Source organism: Pseudoalteromonas sp. S3178, from assembly GCF_005886985.1.
GTDB lineage: Bacteria > Pseudomonadota > Gammaproteobacteria > Enterobacterales > Alteromonadaceae > Pseudoalteromonas > Pseudoalteromonas carrageenovora.
The window spans coordinates 78,643-96,863 of sequence record NZ_PNCW01000038.1 but is presented as its reverse complement, the minus strand read 5'-3'; the positions used below and the strand labels follow the sequence as shown (position 1 = coordinate 96,863).

Below are 18,221 nucleotides of genomic sequence, written 5' to 3'. Positions count from 1 at the left end.
ACCCTAGATGATAAATCGAAGGTGGTTTTTTATTGCCCAGAGTTTAAAGCCAATTCAGTTAATACTCAGGGTACTCAAGTTAGTATGCGCTTAATTTTTATAATAAAAGCCATTCTATGCGTTTACCTAAGTTAGTTGTCACTCTTTTTATTACTTCAGTATTAGCCGCTTGTAGTAGTCAGCCACTCATTAAGTCATCTACAGGAGAAATAACTCAAGTAGGAAAAGCATCTTTTTATGCTGATAAATACCACGGAAGAACAACTGCTAATGGAGAGCGCTTTAGCCAGCAAGCTGCAACAGCTGCTCATTTAGAATTCGATTTTGGTACTAAGGTGGTTGTTACTAACCTCGCTAATAATAAATCAGTGATAGTAAGGATAAATGACAGAGGCCCTTATGTACGTGGCCGTATTATCGATTTATCAAAAAGCATGTTTAAAAAGATAGCCGACCCTAAAGTCGGCGTTATTGACGTGTCTGTAAAGGTATTAAAACCGGGTAGTTAGTGCCACATAATCTGGATAAGCGCTACTGAGCTCTTTATGAGAGCCTTGTGCAACCACTTTACCGTCTTCTAACCATATAACATTATTCATTTGAGTAAGAAGAGCAGGGTCGTGGGTAATTGTAAGTACGCTTGCGTTACTCATTACTTGCATAATGGCGTTCATTACGGTTTGCTTAGATTGGTTATCTAGCCCTTCGGTAGGCTCATCAAGTACTAAAATAGCCGGGTTTTGTAATAAAGCCTGAGCAATGGCTATACGCCTTGATTGCCCTTGGGATACGCTTCTGCCACCGGTACCTAAACGTGTTTTTAAACCCTCTTGTAAATCATTAAACCAAGGCTCTAGCTGCGCAAGTTTAATGGCTTCAAGCATTTCTTCTTTTGTAGCACTTGGTGCAGCATAGCGTAAATTTTCACTCAGGGTGCCATCAAAAATATGGTGCTGCTGCGCTAATATATCTATAACGCTTGCGCGGGTGTCATTGCTTAGTGAGTGTAGTTCTTGCGAGTTATTTTGATCACTCAACGTAATGCTGCCTTGTTGAAGTGGCCATAGCCCAGTTAGCAAATTTACAAGCGTGGTTTTACCGCTGCCGCTTCTACCTACAATGGCTACTTTTTGTTGCGCTTTTAGCATAAAGCTTACATCAGTTAATGCATTATGCTCATCGTATTTATAGCTAATGTTATTAAGTGTTAGTGCGGTATTATTTTTATCAAACTTAGTATCAATTAAAGCGCTGTGATTGTTCTGAACAGATACTTTATCTTGAAGTGTAAATAGTCGCTCTGCGGCTTTTAGCACATTAGGTAGCTCTATAAAAGCATTAGGGAGGAGCAATACACTTTCAAAGCTTGCCAATACAAATAGGCTTAGCATAGCAAGCTCTACATTTACCATGGCCCCGCTGTAAACCAATGGCACAATGGTAACAATGGCGCCTAACATGGCTAATTGCACTACCAGCAAGCTTAAGCCATCACTGTTTGCCAGTGCTTTATGGCGACTATAAAGTTGCTGGTTGTACTGTTCATTCAAATCATCACATTTTGAAATTTGATTGCCACCGGCTTGATAAATACTAAGCTCTCTAAGGCCTGTTAACGTGTCAGAAAGTTCGGCTCTAAGTTGAGCGCTTAGTTGTGTTTCTTTATGGCTATTTTTGTTTAATTTAGCACTTAATAGCGCTGGTAAAACAACACCAATTAATAAAATGCCAGTAAAACAAATAAGTGCAACGTTTGCATTATAGGCCGCCATAAACACCATAATAATAGGTATGCTTAATAGCGCTACTAGCATAGGCAGTAATATGTTTAAGTAAAATTTATCTAGGGCATCAACATCGTTCTGTAGGCGGTTTACTAAATCGGCGCTGCGGCTCATTGCTAAATCTACATTGTTTAGCTTACTTAGTGTTGCAAACATATTTACGCGAATTTCACTAAGCAATAAAAACGTCGCGTTATGCGTTACTAAACGCTCACCATAGCGTGATGCGGTTCGAACAATCGCTAAAAATCGAATAGTCCCTGCGGGTGTAAAGTAGTTCATTTGCACGCCAGCAATACCTGCAACTGCCATTGAAGCTAAAAACCAACCCGATATAGCGAGTAAGCCTACGTTTGCAAGTACAGTTAAAGTGGCTAAAAAAGTACCCAGCAACATAGCTTTATAGTGCGGGCGGCAAAGCTTTAATAGCCTAATGAAATTAGTCATCATCAGCTCCTTGCACTTGAGTGCTTAGCAGTGTTTTAAACGCACCATTTTGCTTAGCAAGGTGTGAGTATGTGCCGTGCTGTGCTACCTCACCATTTTGCATAACAATAATATTGTTGGCATTTTTTACTGTATTAAGTCTATGAGCTATAACCAGTACCAAATGTGTTTTTGCATAATCGTTTATTGCACGCTGAATAAGCTGCTCTGTTTGGCTATCAAGATGTGCCGTTGGTTCATCGAGTACTAAAATAGGCGCTTGTTTTAAAAATGCACGAGCAAGGGCAATACGTTGCTTTTGTCCGCCAGAAAGCCCTTCGCCTTGCTCGCCTATCAATGTATTAAAGCCATTAGGCAACGTGTTTATAAAATCTAAAGCGCCGGCTTGGTGCGCGGCTTGTTCAAGCTCTAATTGTGAAGCGTCTGGTTTTGCTATTTTGATGTTATCGCTAATGCTTTGATAAAATAGCGTTGGCGTTTGCGGGATCCAGGCAATTTTATTTTGTAGCGTATTAATATTAGTTGCATCTAGTGGCTTGTCATTAATACTGATTTGCCCAATCACCTGAGGGTGAAACCCTAATATGCAATCAAATAAAGTGCTTTTACCTGAGCCACTCGCCCCAACTACAGCTACTAAGCCTTTATTGGGTAGGGCTAAGTTTATATTTTTTATACCTTCATTACTGTTTGGGTATGTAAAATTTAAGTTGTTAATGCTTATTGTATTTATAGGCTCGCTAACGTGGGCGTTGTTTTGCTGTGATTGTTCAGGAAGCGGCGCATTTAAAATAGTTACCATGTCGGCTGCAGCGCTAATACCTTGCAAGCGAGCGTGGTAGTGGCTACCTAATTGGCGAAGTGGTAAATAAAATTCAGGTGCAAGTAGCAGCACTACAAAACCGGTTGCAAAATCTAGCGTGCCAAAAAATAGCCTAAAGCCAATTATTACCGCAACGAGTGCCACGCTAATAGTGGCTAAAAATTCCAGCGCAAATGACGATAAAAAAGCAATTTTTAATACATCAAGTGTGGCGTGTCTAAAATCATCAGAAATTTTAGCAATATGTTCAAGCTCAGTGCGGGTGGCATTAAATAGCTTAAGTTGCGTTAAACCTTGTATGCGGTCAAAAAAGTAGTTACCTAAAACGGCAAGTTGTTTCCAACGTTTTTGATTTAGATCTTCAGCTTTAGATCCAACTAAAATCATAAAAAAGGGAATAAGCGGAGCGGTTAGTAAAAATATTAAACCCGCTTTATAGTCGGTTGGAAAAATTACCACCAAAATTACTATAGGAATAAGGGCACTGTAAGCAACACCAGGCAAGTATTTAGCGTAATAGTCGTGCAATGCTTCAACGCCATCGTGCAAGGTGTTAAGCGTTGCTCCTTGACCACGTTGTTCAATGTAGCTAGGCCCTAATTGGGTTAATTTGGTTAATAAGGTTTGGCGCATAGCCGATTTGATTTCAAGTGCAGCAAAGGCACTTAGCCTTTCACTTAGTGCTAAAAAAAGGGCTCGTAGTAAAATAATGCCTGCAAGTGGCCAAAGTAAATGCGTTACTTGAGCAAGGCTTTCACCTTCAAACATTACATTATGAATAGTTTGGGCGAGTAAGTAAGCCCCTGCAATCATTAAAATAGCGTTAAAAGTACCCAGTGCAATGCTTAACTTTAACCACATTGCAGCGGGTTTACTTTGTAGCTTTAAAAAAGCGCGCAGAGACTGCTGCTGCGCGCGATCTAATCGAGGGTTAGTCGTCATTTTTAGCTGAGTTTTTCTCGTTTAATAAATCATGCATAGGTTGTTCATCATCAGCTATGCTGTTTTTATTTTGGTGAAACTCGTACCACATTACGTTTATTACACCTAAGGTACAGGCTAAAAGTACACCTAAAATCCAAGCAAAATACCACATAATTTAGTCTCCTTAGTAGCTACCGTGAGTGTTGTTTTCAATTTCATCTACCGTTACTCTGCGCCACATTTTTACGTAACACCACGTGGTGTAGGCCAGTATTAGCGGTATAAAAATAACTACGGCAACAAACATAATATTTAGCGTTTTATGACTAGATACGGCATCCCAAATAGTTAAGCTAATATCAGGATTATTAATTGAAGGCATAATGAATGGGAATAGAGATACGCCCGCCGTCATAATAATGCCTATTAACATGACACTTGTAGAAATAAGGCCAAGTGCAGGCTTATTAATTTTTGAGAAAAACAATGCGCTCAGTGCCATTACAAACCCTAAAATAGGGAAGGTCATTGTCCATGGTCGTTCACTGTAGTTATTAAGCCAAGCACCTTTTGCTGTAGTTACCACTTTAGCTAAAGGGTCGGCATGGCTTTGCGTGTCTGGCATAGAGATAATTTGATAGCCATTGATATTAGCCACCCAAACACCAGCTCCAGCAAAAAGCACAATAAATACCATCAGTGCATAGCGGCCATACTGCCCTGAACGTTCAGCTACTGCATCAGCGGTACGAAGTTGTAACCACATACCAGCATGAGCAATTAACATAGCCACACTAATTAAACCTGCCAGCAATGCAAATGGGTTTAATAAACCAAAAAACGAGCCTTGATAACTTACACGCAGTAAGTTATCAATATTAAACGGCACGCCTAAAAATAAGTTACCAAACGCCACACCAAATACTAAAGCCGGAATTGCACTGCCTGCAAACAGACCCCAATCCCAGTTGTTGCGCCAGCGTTTAGAATCTATTTTAGAGCGGTAATCAAAACCAAGAGGTCTAAAAAATAATGCAAATAGCACCAGCATCATAGCAAAATAAAAACCCGAAAATGCGGCTGCATACACCATAGGCCACGCTGCAAATAAAGCACCGCCAGCGGTAATAAACCACACTTGGTTACCATCCCAGTGTGCGCCAATGGTATTAATTACTGTGCGACGTTCTGAGTCTGTTTTACCTACTAGGCGTAGCAGCATAGCCACGCCCATATCCATACCATCGGTAATAGCAAAGCCAATAAGCAACACACCAATGAGCAACCACCACAGCATTTTTAATGTTTCATAATCAAAAATCATAATTGCTCTCCTGCATCTTTATCTGCTTTGTTTGGTAACTCAAAGTGGTATTTACCAGTATGTAATGAGCTTGGCCCTTGTTTAATAAAGCGAACCATCAACCAACCTTCAACAATAGCCAAGCCAGTGTAAAAAATAATGAATCCAGTTAAGCTAATTAAAATATCGTTTACCGTTAGTGACGAGGTCGCTAAAAAGGTTGGTAAAATTTCAGATATTGCCCAAGGCTGGCGACCATATTCAGCAACTATCCAACCAAATTCAATGGCAATCCAAGGGAGTGGAATACTCAATACCGCAGCCCACAGTAACCAACGTTTTAGCTCAATAATACGGTGTGCATTGTAGTAAAACGCTAATATAAATACACCAAGCATAGCTACGCCACAGGCAACCATTATCCTAAACGACCAAAACATAGGGCCTACTTTAGGGAAGGAGTCTTTAACGGCTTTTTGAATGTGCTCTTCTGTCGCATCTACCACATTAGGTGTGTAGCGCTTAAGTAATAAGCCATAGCCTAAATCGGCTTTTAAGGTGTCAAATTTAGCAATGTTTTGTGGGGTATCGTCGCCGCTTCTTAGTTTTTCAAGGTACTCGTATGCAATCATGCCGTTACGAATACGCACTTCGTGTTTTTTCTCTAAATCAGAAATACCAATTACTTGCTCATCTAAAGAGCGCGTCGCAATTAAACCCAGTGCGTAAGGAATTTTTACCGCCGCGTGGGTTACTTGTTCGTCCGAATCAGGAAAACCAATAGCTGTAAATGCAGCCGGGGCCTCTTCTGTATGCCACTCAGCTTCTATTGTTGCTAGTTTTACTTTTTGAACTTCGCCTACCTCGTAGCCTGACTCGTCACCTAATAAAATTACACACAGTATTGAAGCCAAACCAAAGCCCGATGCCACCGAGAACGAGCGCTTAGCAAAGGCTAAATCACGGCCTTTTAATATGTACCAGCTACTAATACCCAATACAAACATAGAGGCTGCTACATAACCTGCCGATACAGTATGAATAAACTTAACTTGTGCTACCGGGTTAAATACAAGCTCTGCAAAGCTAGTCATTTCCATACGCATAGTTTGATAGTTAAATTCTGCCCCTACCGGATTTTGCATCCAACCATTAGCAATCAAAATCCAAAGCGCCGACATATTTGTACCCAGCGCCATTAAAAATGTTGCGCCTAAGTGTTGGCGTTTAGTTAACCTGTCCCAGCCTAAAAAGAACATACCCACAAAGGTTGATTCTAAAAAGAATGCCATTAAGCCTTCAATAGCGAGCGGCGCACCAAAAACATCACCCACATAATGTGAGTAATAAGACCAGTTAGTACCAAACTCAAACTCCATGGTTAGGCCCGTTGCCACACCAATTGCAAAGTTAATACCAAACAACTTACCCCAAAATTTAGTCATATCGCGGTATATTTCGCGGCCAGTCATAACATAAACCGATTCCATAATAACTAAGATCCAGGTCATACCTATGGTTAAAGGTACGAATAAGAAATGGAAGAGTGCGGTAACAGCAAACTGTAATCGCGATAGATCTACAAAGGTTTCATCTATCATTTTTAGCTCCTTGAGGGTGACGGGTTAACAAGGCAATACAAAATTGGCAAAGTTAGATTTAATGAACTTTCAGTAATTACTGAAAGTTTGTAATATTATTTACGCTTGTACAATTTTTGTCAATATATATATTAGGAAAAGTTAATATATATTACACATGCTACATCAGTATTAAAAACAAACAATGTTTAGGTGTAATTTAAGCTATAAAAAGTGGTTAATTTAAAGCGTTTAACCAAACACTAAAACACGGTAAACTAACCCTTATGAACGCCTGGTTTACTTGTGAAATAAAATCAAATGAATAAAGAGAAAAAACAACTACGTATTGGTATTGTGGCAGGTGAACTGTCGGGCGATATTTTAGGTGAAGGCTTAATTAAAGCGCTTAAAGTACATTTCCCTGATGCTATTTTTGAAGGGATTGCTGGGCCAAAAATGCAGGCGCAGGGCTGTAAAACACTTTACGATATGGATGAGCTATCGGTAATGGGGCTTGTTGAAGTATTAGGACGCCTGCCTCGATTACTTAAAATACGCAAACAGCTCGTACAGCATTTTGTTGATAACCCACCCGATGTATTTATTGGAATAGATGCCCCCGATTTTAACCTACGCGTTGAAAAACCATTAAAAGATGCAGGCATTAAAACTATTCAATACGTAAGCCCATCTGTGTGGGCATGGCGTGAAAAACGCATTCATACAATAAGTGCTGCTACTAACTTAGTGCTTGCATTATTACCGTTTGAAAAAGAATTCTACGATAAGCACCAAGTACCTTGTACATTTGTAGGGCACACATTAGCTGACGATATAGCCCTTGAGCACGACGACAGCCAAGCACGTGCAGAACTAGGTTTAAGCCTTGATGACAAAGTACTTGCGTTACTACCAGGTAGCCGAGGCTCTGAAGTAGGCTTATTAAGCGAAACCTATATAAAAACAGCTGCGCAGTTACAAGCGCAAAACCCAAACCTTAAAATTGTGGTGCCACTGGTAAACGAAAAGCGCAAAGCCCAGTTTACTGATATTTTAAATGCCACAGCACCTAGCCTTAATATTAGTTTGCTAGATGGGCAATCAAAATTAGCGATGCAAGCGGCAGACGCTATATTACTTGCATCGGGCACCGCGACACTTGAAGGCATGCTCTATAAAAAGCCAATGGTAGTGGGTTATAAAATAAAGCCGATGAGTTATTGGATTTTTAAAACTTTATTTACCTTTAATATTAAGTATTTTTCACTGCCTAACTTATTGGCCGATGAAGAACTCGTGCCTGAATTTTTACAAAGCGAATGTAACGTAGCCAATTTAACAGGTGCACTTACGCCTATGCTAAATACCGATAACAAAGAATTAAAAGCACGCTTTTTAGCTATTCACGAAAAAATTAGATTAAATGCCAGCAAACAAGCAGCTAATGCTGTGGCGGAGTTAATAAATGCAAATTGAACGACCTAACGTAACCTTAATTGCCGGTGTAGATGAAGTAGGGCGCGGCCCGCTTGTAGGTGATGTTGTTACCGCTGCGGTAATACTCGACCCTACTAAACCCATTGCGGGTTTAGCTGACTCTAAAAAGCTAACAGACAAAAAGCGCCAAGCACTTGCTTTAGAGATAAAAGAAAAAGCACTGTGCTACGCATATGGCCGTTGTAGCCCAACTGAAATTGACGAGTTAAATATTTTACACGCCACCATGCTTGCTATGAGTCGCGCGGTTGAGGGGCTAAGTACACAGCCTGAATTTGTATTTATAGATGGTAATCGTTTACCTAAGTTAACTATGCCCGCGCAAGCGGTTGTTAAGGGCGATAGCCTAGTGGCCGAAATATCAGCGGCGTCTATTTTAGCTAAAGTAGCGCGTGATGATGAAATGATTGAACTCGATACACGCTACCCACAATATGGGTTTGCAGGGCATAAAGGTTACCCAACGAAAGCGCATTTTGCAGCACTTGAGCAATATGGCGCAATAGATGAGCACCGTAAGAGCTTTAAACCTGTGCAGCGCGTATTAATGCAAGCTAAGGGTGAGGCGTAAACCATGGCTGCACCAGAGTTTGTACATTTACGGGTTCACTCAGACTTTTCGATGGTAGATGGCCTGGCCAAAACCAAGCCAATAGTCGCCAAAGCGCAAGAGCTTGAAATGCCTGCGCTTGCTATTACCGACCAAATGAACTTTTGTGGTTTAGTGCGGTTTTATGGCGCCACGCACAATGCGGGTATAAAGCCGATTGTAGGCGCTGATTTTTGGCTGCGCAGCCCTGAATTTCCAGACGAGCCATGCCGTATAACTATTTTAGCTAAAGACAACGATGGTTATAAAAATATAACCTTATTGATATCTGAAGCTTACCAGCGCGGGCATGTATTTCATCGCCCTGTAATTGACCGTGAATGGCTAGTAAATCACAAAGAAGGGTTAATTATTCTCTCAGGCGCTAAAGATGGCGATTTAGGTAAAGCGCTTTTAAAAGGCAACCCGGGCGTTATTGAATCTGTTGTTAGCTTTTACAAGCAGCACTTTAGCGATCATTACTATTTAGAACTGGTACGAACTAATCGCCCGCTCGAAGAAGACTACCTGCATATGGCGGTAGAACTTGCCGCTAAAGAGCAGTTACCGGTTGTAGCCACTAACGAAGTGGTATTTTTAAAGCCTGAGAACTTTGAAGCGCACGAAATCCGAGTGGCCATTTTTGATGGCTACACCCTTGATGATAAACGCCGCCCTAAACGATTTTCACAAGAACAATACCTAAAAACGCCTGAGCAAATGGCTGAGCTTTTTAGCGATATTCCAGAGGCGCTACAAAATACCGTAGAAATAGCCAAGCGCTGTAATGTAACGGTGCAATTAGGGACTTACTTTTTACCAGATTACCCTACCGGTTCATTAAAAATTGAAGACTTTTTAGTTAAAGTTTCAGAAGACGGCCTTGAAGAGCGACTCCAGTTTTTATTCCCAGATGAAGAAGATAGAAAAGTAAAACGCGTTGAATACGACGAACGTTTAGCGATAGAGCTTGGCGTAATTAACCAAATGGGTTTTCCGGGTTACTTCTTAATCGTAATGGAGTTTATTCAGTGGAGTAAAGATAACAATATACCGGTAGGGCCCGGGCGTGGTTCTGGTGCGGGTTCATTAGTAGCATACGCACTTAAAATTACCGATCTCGACCCGCTTGAATTTGATTTACTCTTTGAGCGATTCTTAAACCCTGAACGTGTATCAATGCCCGATTTCGACGTCGATTTTTGTATGGACAGGCGTGATGAAGTAATTGATCACGTATCGGCATTGTATGGTCGTGATGCGGTATCGCAAATTATTACCTTTGGTACCATGGCGGCAAAAGCGGTAATACGCGATGTTGGGCGTGTACTTGGTCATCCTTATGGTTTTGTTGATCGCATTTCGAAGATGATCCCGGGCGATCCGGGTATGACCCTTGCCAAAGCGTTTGAAGTTGAGCCGCGCTTGCAAGAAGCATACGATGGCGACTCTGAGGTAAAAGATTTAATCGACATGTGTCGTATCCTCGAAGGGTGTACACGTAACGCCGGTAAACATGCGGGTGGCGTAGTAATATCGCCAACCACTATTACCGACTTTGCTGCACTTTATTGCGATGACGAAGGTAAATTTCCGGTTACCCAGTTTGATAAAAACGACGTAGAAACCGCAGGCCTTGTTAAGTTCGATTTCTTGGGTTTACGTACTTTGACCATTTTGCAGTGGGCTGTGGATATGACCAACGTGCGAATGCAGCGCGAAGGTAAGGACCCAGTTGATATAAATACCATCCCACTGGATGATAAAAAAAGTATAGAGCTATTACTGCGCGCCGAAACAACGGCAGTGTTTCAGCTAGAGTCGCGCGGCATGAAAGACTTAGTACGCCGCCTTAAGCCCGATTGTTTTGAAGATATGATTGCACTCGTGGCCTTGTTCCGTCCAGGTCCACTGCAATCAGGCATGGTAGATAACTTTATCGACCGAAAACTCGGCCGAGAAGAAATATCATACCCGGATGCGCAGTATCAGCACGAAAGCTTAAAACCAATACTCGATCCTACTTACGGCATTATTTTGTATCAAGAACAAGTAATGCAAATAGCGCAGGTACTCGCAGGCTATACGCTTGGTGGCGCCGATATGTTACGCCGTGCAATGGGTAAGAAAAAACCCGAAGAGATGGCAAAACAGCGTTCAACGTTTGAAGATGGCGCCCGAAATAACGGCATTGACGGCGAGCTAGCCATTAAAATCTTCGACTTGGTAGAAAAGTTCGCAGGTTATGGTTTTAATAAATCTCACTCAGCGGCATACGCATTAGTATCGTATCAAACGCTGTGGATGAAAACGCACCACCCAGCTGAGTTTATGGCTGCGGTAATGTCGGCTGATATGGATAACACCGACAAAATAGTAATTTTGGTAGATGAATGTGAAAACATGAAACTTACCTTATTACCGCCAGATGTAAACGCTGGTGAGTTTAAATTTACGGTAAACCTGCAAGGCGAAATTGTTTACGGTATAGGCGCAATTAAAGGCGTAGGTGAAGCGCCGGTAGATGCCATTTTAGAAGCACGTGCAAAAGGCGGCCCGTTTAAAGACTTATTTGATTTTTGTGCCCGTGTAGATTTAAAACGCTTAAATAAACGTGTTACCGAAAAATTAATTTATGCCGGTGCGCTTGATCAGCTCGGCCCAGAAAAAACCCAAGCAGGGCGTGCCACTTTACTGGCAAGTTTAAAAGATGCCATGCGCGCAGCCGATCAGCACAACAAGGCAGAGCAGCTTGGGCAAAGCGATTTATTTGGTTTATTAGCCACCGAGCCTGATGAAGTAGAACAAGCCTTTATAAAAGCCACGGGCCTTACAGATAACCAATGGCTTGAAGGTGAAAAGGATACGCTAGGCCTTTATTTAACAGGGCATCCGATAAATCAGTACCGAAAAGAACTTAGGTATTATACCAGCGGTAAGCTGGTGGATTTACAGCCAACTAATCGTGATGTACTCTCTACAGCGGCTGGTTTAGTTATTTCAGCGAGAACCTTAATTAATAAAAAAGGAAATCGTTGGGGGTTAATAACTTTAGATGACAAGAGCGCCCGTATTGATGTACGCTTGTTTCCAGAACAGTTCGAAATGTACCAAGAAATGCTTCAAGTTAACAATATCTTGGTAATATCTGGACAGGTCAGCTTTGATAACTTCTCCGGTGGCATTACAATGACCGCCAGAGAAATAAACACCATTGCTCAAGCGCGTGAAAAACGTATTAAAGCGATTAAAATGACGCTGAACATGGTGCAAATCGAGGCAGGTTTCTTCGATAAATTACAAAAAGTACTCGAACCTTATAAAATGGGAACGTGTCCGATCAAGGTTTATTACCAACGCCCCGATGCGTTGGCGCAATTAACCCTAGGGATCGAATGGTGTGTTACGCCGAGCGACGACTTAATTCATAAGTTATCACTCATGGCGGCACAAGATGTAGAACTAGAATTTAACTGATTAGGTAGTTTAGAGCATGAGCCTCAATTATCTTGATTTTGAGCTTCCGATTGCAGAATTAGAAGCAAAAATTGAAGAATTACAAAGTATAAGCCGCGCTGGCGAATTAGACCTTGAGTTAGAAGAGGAAGTCAGCAAATTAAAAGAAAAAAGTGCTAAGCAAAAAGAGGAAATATTCTCAAATTTAGGCGCTTGGCAAGTATCGCAGTTAGCGCGTCATCCGTTGCGTCCTTACACTCGAGATTATATCGAGCGCATTTTCACGGAATTTGACGAGTTTGCAGGCGATCGTACTTTTGCTAACGATCCGGCTATTTTAGGCGGTGTTGCTCGTTTAGATGGCGAACCAGTAATGGTTATTGGCCAACAAAAAGGTCGCGATACAGCTGAAAAAATTAAACGCAACTTTGGTATGCCAAAGCCAGAAGGTTACCGTAAAGCGTTACGCTTAATGGAAATGGCTGAGCGTTTTAAAATGCCAATTATGACCTTTATCGACACGCCAGGTGCTTACCCTGGAGTTGGCGCTGAAGAGCGTGGTCAGTCTGAAGCAATTGCTCGTAACCTAAAAGTAATGGCGGCGCTTAAAGTACCCACTATTTGTACGGTTATTGGTGAAGGCGGTTCAGGTGGTGCATTAGCTATTGGTGTTGGCGACAGAGTTAACATGTTGCAATACAGCACTTACTCGGTAATTTCGCCTGAGGGCTGTGCATCTATTTTATGGAAAAGCGCAGACAAAGCACCACTAGCAGCAGAAGCTATGGGTGTAACGGCAGAGCGTGTTAAAGAGCTTGATTTGATCAGCAACTTAGTTGATGAGCCTTTAGGTGGCGCACATCGTAATTACGATGCAATGGCGCGTAACTTAAAAACGCGTTTAAAACGTGATTTAGCAGACTTACAAGCGCTTTCGCTTGAAGACATGCTTGATCAACGTTACAAACGTTTAATGTCGTTTGGTTACTGCTAATAAAGTAGCTATTACATTAAATGTTAAAAAAAGCCGCTTATGCGGCTTTTTTGTTTTAAAATACTAGCAACACAAATTTTATAGCGTATTACATGCAATCATCAGCCATTTATCAACAAGTTAAACACGCACTTGCGCATTTTTTTAAGCAACAACAGTATAACTTTACTGTAGCGCTTTCGGGTGGGGTTGATTCTGTTGTATTGCTTCATGTGATGCACTTGCTAAAGCAAGAAATGCCAACGCTAAACGTAAGTGCTATTTATGTTAATCATGGTTTAAGTCAACACGCTCTAGACTGGCAACAATTTTGCCAAACATTGTGTGCTGATCTCAATGTGCCTTTTAATGCAGCTGCGGTGCACATAGAGCAAAAAACACGAACAAGCCTTGAAGCGCAAGCACGTGATGCGCGTTATAAAGCACTTGATGAGCTAAGCACATCTGAAAGTATTATTTTATTAGGTCAGCATTTAAACGATCAAATAGAAACGTTTTTACTGCGCTTAAAACGTGGCTCGGGCCTAAAAGGCTTAGGCGCTATGCAACAAACTCGCACTCTTAGCAGTGGGCGTATATGTTTTAGGCCGCTTATAAATGTAACGCGTAGTAATATTGAAGCCTTTGCCGCTGAGTTTAATATTAACCACATTACTGATGACTCAAATACGGATGAACGCTTTGATCGTAATTTTTTACGCGCAAGTGTAGTGCCCATACTTGCAGAGCGCTTTAATGGTTTTGAGCACTGTGCAGGGCGAAGTATAAGCTTATTGCAAAAGCAGCAAGCGCTTCTTGATGAATACACTCAAATTGATTTAAGCCAAAGTTTAAATGACCAGCAAGCATTGTGTATTAGCCAAATAATTCACTATAGCGAGGTGCGAATAGCAAATGTTGTTCGTGCTTGGCTTGAGTTATTTACTCAAATTATGCCCTCTCAAAAACAGTTGTCGCAAATAATAAACCAAGCTATTAATGCTCAAACCGATTCGCAAATGCAGATTGATTTAACTGATGGGCAAATACGTCGTCACCAAGGATATTTGTACTTTGTAATGCCGCGTAAACCATTAAGCAGTGAGCTTTTAATTGCAGATGAACTAACACTTAGTGATGGCCGTTTATTATTAAAACAAAGTGGTAAAGGTGTACGTGAGCCATTTGATAATGAGCAAGTAAGCGTACAATTTAATTGTAATAGTGCTCGTATAAAGCCTTTAAAAAAACCAGGTAGTAACACGCTAAAACATTGGTTTAAAGATGCAAAAGTAGCGCCTTGGATTCGACAAAGTGTGCCTTTAATATTTTATAACGATGAGTTAGTGCAAGTAGTTGGTTATTTTGTAAGTGAAAAACATAAAGATGAAAACGGTATTATTTGGGAGTGTAAATAAATGAGTGAACAGCCGCACGTAGGGTTGTCGTTAGTTAACAAAGCGCCAATGGGCATGTTAATAACAGCTTTAATTGCTGTTATAGCTAATGTATTGCTAGAGCTAAACATAATTACTTTAGGTTATGCTGTTGCCGGTGGTGTGATATCCGCGGCTTTATTGCTTGCGTATTGGTTAGGTAGAGGTGGGTTGTTCTTTATTTTAGGCGTAAGCTTACCACTGGTTTTAGTGCTATTTACTCCGCTTGCGAGTATTACCGCATTACTTAATTTAGTGAGCGGCTTCTTTTTTGGCTTTTGTGCTGCGTTGTTTATTTATAAATTGGTGAGAGCAAAGTTTTAAGATTGGAATTTTAGCAATAAAAAAGCCTAGCGGGGGAAGCTAGGCTTTTTTATTCAATGCAGTTAAGTAAATACTAATATGCTTTTGCGCAGTTACGTCCAGATGCTTTTGCTTTGTATAAACCTTTATCGGCTCTAGCAAATATTTCGTTTTCGCAATCTTGGCTGCTTGCCAAAGAAAAGCCAATACTGGTTGTTACTTTGTATTGAGACATTAAAGGCGACTTTCTTACTAGGCGCATAATACGCTCAGCAATTACTTTATTGGTCGTAAATTCAGGGTCTTCAATAAGTAATGCAAACTCATCACCACCAAATCTAAACACCGAATCAGTGCCTCTTATGCTGCTACATAATACTTTTGCGAATTCTTTTAGCGTATCGTCACCCACTTTGTGACCAAAGTTATCGTTAACCTGCTTAAAGTTATCTAAATCAAGTAGCATTAGGCTAAATGGGCGTTGGTAACGACGGCAGTTTTCAAGCTTTTGAAGCAAAAAGTCATTAAATTGACTGCGGTTATTTAAACCCGTTAATGCATCTTTTGTAGCAAGTTTTAATACGCGGCTATACATCATTGCGTTACGCAATGGGTAAACAAGTGCCGAGTGCAAAGTACGTAGCTTGCTTTCAATCGCTGCATTTAGCTTAAATTGGCTAAAGTAAATTAGCTGGCCTAAGTGGTCTTTACCAATAGATAAATCAAATATATAAGGCGTAGTATTGGTGTTGCTGTCTGAGGTTTGCGCAGTACCAAGTGTTGATTGAAACTGCAATCCAGAAAAATTAAGTAACTTTTTAGCAAATTTTGCATAAATAGCTAAAACATCTTCAATAACTAGGCTTGTTTGTAGCTCTGTAACAAGATCATGCGTTGCCGCAGACTCGTTTATTTGTGTATGTTCGGCCGAAAACGGCAAAAAGTCGCCGCGACCAGATACACGTTGTGTCAAAATATGGACGTTTTCCATTAAAATCTCCCCCGAGGGTGTTGCTTTGCAATAACTAAGCGATTTTTGTGCCATATTTTAAAATTGCTTGATAAACATATGGTTGCTATATTTACTTATAAGCTCCTCTTAATTTAAGCGCGAGGCTGTATTTGCAAAGTATAAATGCTCAAATTTTTGGCTTGTTGGTAGCGGCAGTACTCTTTGTGTGGTTTTTTAAGCGCATTGGGTTGCCACCTATTTTAGCGTACCTAGCAACAGGCGTTTTAGCGGGCAGTCATGGCATTGGTTGGCTTGCCCAATCGCATGAAATTGAATTTGTAGCAGAACTAGGCATTGTATTTTTACTCTTTAGCTTGGGATTAGAGTTTTCTATTTCGCGGCTAATGGCAATGCGCAACCTCGTATTTGGGCTTGGCTCCTTGCAAGTGGGTGTTACCAGCTTACTTTTCATCATTATTTTATATTGTTTAGACTTCTCCTTACTTACCAGTTTTACCATTGGCACAATAATGGCCCTTTCTTCAACGGCTGTAGTGGTAAAGCTATTAAAAGAAACCGGTGAATTAAACCAGCGCCGTGGGCAATTGGCCGTAGGTGTACTGCTATTTCAAGATATAGCTGTAGTCCCTTTACTTATTATTCTTCCGTTGTTTGCCTCAAGTGGCTCGCAAAGTATTGGTTGGGCATTAGCCTTTGCTTTAACTAAAGGGGCGTTTGTATGTGTTTTATTGTGGGCAATTGGTAAGTGGGTGTTACCTAAAGTATTTAACGAAATAGCCCAAGTACGTACCGATGAACTGTTTGTATTAACTACTATTTTGGTTGCACTGTTTGCTGGCTTATTAACTTATATGTTTGGCCTATCTATGGCCTTAGGGGCTTTTTTAGCGGGTATGATGTTAGGCGAGAGCCATTACAGGCACCAGCTCGAGGCCGATATAAGGCCGTTTCGCGATATTTTAATGGGGTTGTTTTTTGTAACCGTTGGTATGCAGCTCGACATTTTATTTGTACTTACCCACGGTTTACTCATTATTGGTGCCTTACTTGGCTTATTAATATTAAAAATTACCGTAGTGGCGCTTAGTGCACGGCTTATGCACGAGCGAAACCAAGACTCCTTAGCGTGTGGCATTATGCTTTGGCAAATGGGAGAGTTTGGCTTTGTGTTAATTGCCCTTGCTGGGCAGCACCAGTTATTAAACTCTGAACAGGCTTCGTTTTTAATTGCACTTGGAGTGTTATCTATGGCAATAACGCCATTTTTAATTGATAAAACGCCCTTTATTTTAAACAAATTAGGAATTTTAGAGCACCCAAGTATGACTTGGGAAAGTGAGCCGCAAATCAGTACGCTTTACAACGAGCATGTTGTTATTTGTGGTTTTTCTCGGGTTGGGCAAACTATAGCGCGGTTTTTAAAGCCCGAAGCCATAGATTATGTAGCAATAGAAAGTAACCCTATTTTGGTTCAAGAAGGTAAAGCCGCCGGTGAGCCTGTAATATTTGGCTATGTTAAGCAAAAAGATATTTTAAAGTGCGCAGGTGTAGAACGTGCGCGTTTAGTTATTATTACCTTTACAGAACTTGAGCACGCACAAGTGGTTATAGATGCCATAAAACAGCTCGCCCCCAATGTAAAAATACTGATAAGAACCCGTGACGACAGCCAGCTAGATTACTTAAAAGAGTTAGGTGTAACAGAAGTTGTACCTGAGTCACTAGAGGCGAGCTTAATGCTTGTCTCGCATGTTTTATCTATGTCGGGCGTACCCATGACACGCATTGTACGCCGAGTGAGTAAAGAGCGTAGAAACCGTTACCCGCTAATGCAAAGCTTTTACGCGGGCTACTTTAAAGACAGTGAAGAAACCTCAACTGACCGCTTAGAGTATTTACATGTGGTTGCACTACCGCCGCAAGCCTTTGCAGTTAATAAGGCAATAGAAGAGTTAAATTTAGCTAAACGCCGAGTAATAGTTAAAGCACTGCGCAGAGAAGGGCGAGAAATAGATACGCCCGATGAGCAAACAACGCTCTATGCTAACGATGTACTTGTACTACAAGGCAAACCTAGGAGGGTGGAGCGGGTAGAACACTACCTGCTCGATGGAATAGAGTAACGTGCCT

At 41.1% G+C, this 18,221-nt stretch carries 14 protein-coding genes; 8 read left to right on the top strand and 6 right to left on the bottom strand.

The features are described from left to right. The first annotated feature begins 116 nt into the window (after positions 1-116). Positions 117-509, top strand: coding sequence for a septal ring lytic transglycosylase RlpA family protein (locus CWC11_RS12130; protein WP_104643012.1), 393 nt, complete (start codon positions 117-119; stop codon positions 507-509). On the opposite strand, the gene cydC is transcribed toward CWC11_RS12130, so the two are convergent. The 5 genes from cydC to CWC11_RS12105 are packed head-to-tail and all read right to left on the bottom strand — an operon-like array spanning position 492 to position 6,882. Continuing rightward, a complete protein-coding gene (cydC, locus tag CWC11_RS12125) occupies positions 492-2,231 on the bottom strand; it encodes a thiol reductant ABC exporter subunit CydC (RefSeq protein ID WP_138682902.1) in 1,740 nt (579 codons plus the stop codon). The two genes, CWC11_RS12130 and cydC, sit on opposite strands and share 18 nt — an antisense overlap. Further along, positions 2,224-3,996, bottom strand: a complete 1,773-nt coding sequence (gene cydD / locus CWC11_RS12120) for a thiol reductant ABC exporter subunit CydD (RefSeq protein ID WP_138682901.1) — start codon at positions 3,994-3,996, stop codon at positions 2,224-2,226. Before cydD ends, cydC begins: the two co-directional genes overlap by 8 nt. After that, the gene (gene cydX, locus CWC11_RS12115) at positions 3,986-4,150 is read right to left on the bottom strand and encodes a cytochrome bd-I oxidase subunit CydX (protein WP_058548368.1); all 165 of its coding nucleotides are present in this window, start codon (positions 4,148-4,150) and stop codon (positions 3,986-3,988) included. Before cydX ends, cydD begins: the two co-directional genes overlap by 11 nt. A gap of 12 nt (positions 4,151-4,162) precedes the next feature. Next, the gene (gene cydB, locus CWC11_RS12110) at positions 4,163-5,302 is read right to left on the bottom strand and encodes a cytochrome d ubiquinol oxidase subunit II (RefSeq protein WP_138682900.1); all 1,140 of its coding nucleotides are present in this window, start codon (positions 5,300-5,302) and stop codon (positions 4,163-4,165) included. Next, positions 5,299-6,882 (bottom strand): cytochrome ubiquinol oxidase subunit I, encoded by a 1,584-nt coding sequence (locus CWC11_RS12105; RefSeq protein ID WP_138682899.1) that lies wholly within the window; start codon positions 6,880-6,882, stop codon positions 5,299-5,301. The genes cydB and CWC11_RS12105 overlap by 4 nt, the downstream gene beginning before the upstream one ends. A gap of 300 nt (positions 6,883-7,182) precedes the next feature. Between CWC11_RS12105 and lpxB the strand changes: the two genes are divergently transcribed. The 6 genes from lpxB (at position 7,183) to CWC11_RS12075 (ending at position 15,139) form a co-directional block, all read left to right on the top strand. Then, the gene (lpxB, locus tag CWC11_RS12100) at positions 7,183-8,340 is read left to right on the top strand and encodes a lipid-A-disaccharide synthase (protein WP_138682898.1); all 1,158 of its coding nucleotides are present in this window, start codon (positions 7,183-7,185) and stop codon (positions 8,338-8,340) included. After that, a complete protein-coding gene (rnhB, locus tag CWC11_RS12095) occupies positions 8,330-8,932 on the top strand; it encodes a ribonuclease HII (RefSeq protein WP_138682897.1) in 603 nt (200 codons plus the stop codon). The genes lpxB and rnhB overlap by 11 nt, the downstream gene beginning before the upstream one ends. 3 nt (positions 8,933-8,935) lie before the next feature. Then, positions 8,936-12,427: a DNA polymerase III subunit alpha gene (dnaE, locus tag CWC11_RS12090; RefSeq protein ID WP_138682896.1), complete on the top strand. Its 3,492-nt coding sequence runs from the start codon at positions 8,936-8,938 to the stop codon at positions 12,425-12,427. A 16-nt stretch (positions 12,428-12,443) separates the two neighbouring features. Continuing rightward, on the top strand, positions 12,444-13,400 hold the full coding sequence (gene accA, locus CWC11_RS12085) for an acetyl-CoA carboxylase carboxyl transferase subunit alpha (RefSeq protein ID WP_058548362.1): 957 nt from the start codon (positions 12,444-12,446) through the stop codon (positions 13,398-13,400). Positions 13,401-13,492: 92 nt separating this feature from the next. After that, entirely contained in the window at positions 13,493-14,797 is a 1,305-nt protein-coding gene (gene tilS / locus CWC11_RS12080; RefSeq protein WP_138682895.1) for a tRNA lysidine(34) synthetase TilS, read from the top strand. After that, positions 14,798-15,139 (top strand): hypothetical protein, encoded by a 342-nt coding sequence (locus CWC11_RS12075; protein ID WP_138682894.1) that lies wholly within the window; start codon positions 14,798-14,800, stop codon positions 15,137-15,139. A 73-nt stretch (positions 15,140-15,212) separates the two neighbouring features. Here the strand turns inward: CWC11_RS12075 and CWC11_RS12070 are convergent, their stop codons facing one another. Continuing rightward, the gene (locus CWC11_RS12070; protein ID WP_138682893.1) at positions 15,213-16,109 is read right to left on the bottom strand and encodes a GGDEF domain-containing protein; all 897 of its coding nucleotides are present in this window, start codon (positions 16,107-16,109) and stop codon (positions 15,213-15,215) included. Between the two features lie 131 nt (positions 16,110-16,240). On the opposite strand from CWC11_RS12070, the gene CWC11_RS12065 reads away from it, so the two are divergent. After that, the gene (locus tag CWC11_RS12065; protein ID WP_138682892.1) at positions 16,241-18,214 is read left to right on the top strand and encodes a monovalent cation:proton antiporter family protein; all 1,974 of its coding nucleotides are present in this window, start codon (positions 16,241-16,243) and stop codon (positions 18,212-18,214) included. Positions 18,215-18,221: the final 7 nt, after the last annotated feature.

Coding starts and splice junctions, on each gene's coding strand:
- CWC11_RS12130 (WP_104643012.1), top strand. CDS start 117: ATGCGTTTACCTAAGTTAGTTGTCACTCTTTTTATTACTTCAGTATTA.
- cydC (WP_138682902.1), bottom strand. CDS start 2,231: ATGACTAATTTCATTAGGCTATTAAAGCTTTGCCGCCCGCACTATAAA.
- cydD (WP_138682901.1), bottom strand. CDS start 3,996: ATGACGACTAACCCTCGATTAGATCGCGCGCAGCAGCAGTCTCTGCGC.
- cydX (WP_058548368.1), bottom strand. CDS start 4,150: ATGTGGTATTTTGCTTGGATTTTAGGTGTACTTTTAGCCTGTACCTTA.
- cydB (WP_138682900.1), bottom strand. CDS start 5,302: ATGATTTTTGATTATGAAACATTAAAAATGCTGTGGTGGTTGCTCATT.
- CWC11_RS12105 (WP_138682899.1), bottom strand. CDS start 6,882: ATGATAGATGAAACCTTTGTAGATCTATCGCGATTACAGTTTGCTGTT.
- lpxB (WP_138682898.1), top strand. CDS start 7,183: ATGAATAAAGAGAAAAAACAACTACGTATTGGTATTGTGGCAGGTGAA.
- rnhB (WP_138682897.1), top strand. CDS start 8,330: ATGCAAATTGAACGACCTAACGTAACCTTAATTGCCGGTGTAGATGAA.
- dnaE (WP_138682896.1), top strand. CDS start 8,936: ATGGCTGCACCAGAGTTTGTACATTTACGGGTTCACTCAGACTTTTCG.
- accA (WP_058548362.1), top strand. CDS start 12,444: ATGAGCCTCAATTATCTTGATTTTGAGCTTCCGATTGCAGAATTAGAA.
- tilS (WP_138682895.1), top strand. CDS start 13,493: ATGCAATCATCAGCCATTTATCAACAAGTTAAACACGCACTTGCGCAT.
- CWC11_RS12075 (WP_138682894.1), top strand. CDS start 14,798: ATGAGTGAACAGCCGCACGTAGGGTTGTCGTTAGTTAACAAAGCGCCA.
- CWC11_RS12070 (WP_138682893.1), bottom strand. CDS start 16,109: ATGGAAAACGTCCATATTTTGACACAACGTGTATCTGGTCGCGGCGAC.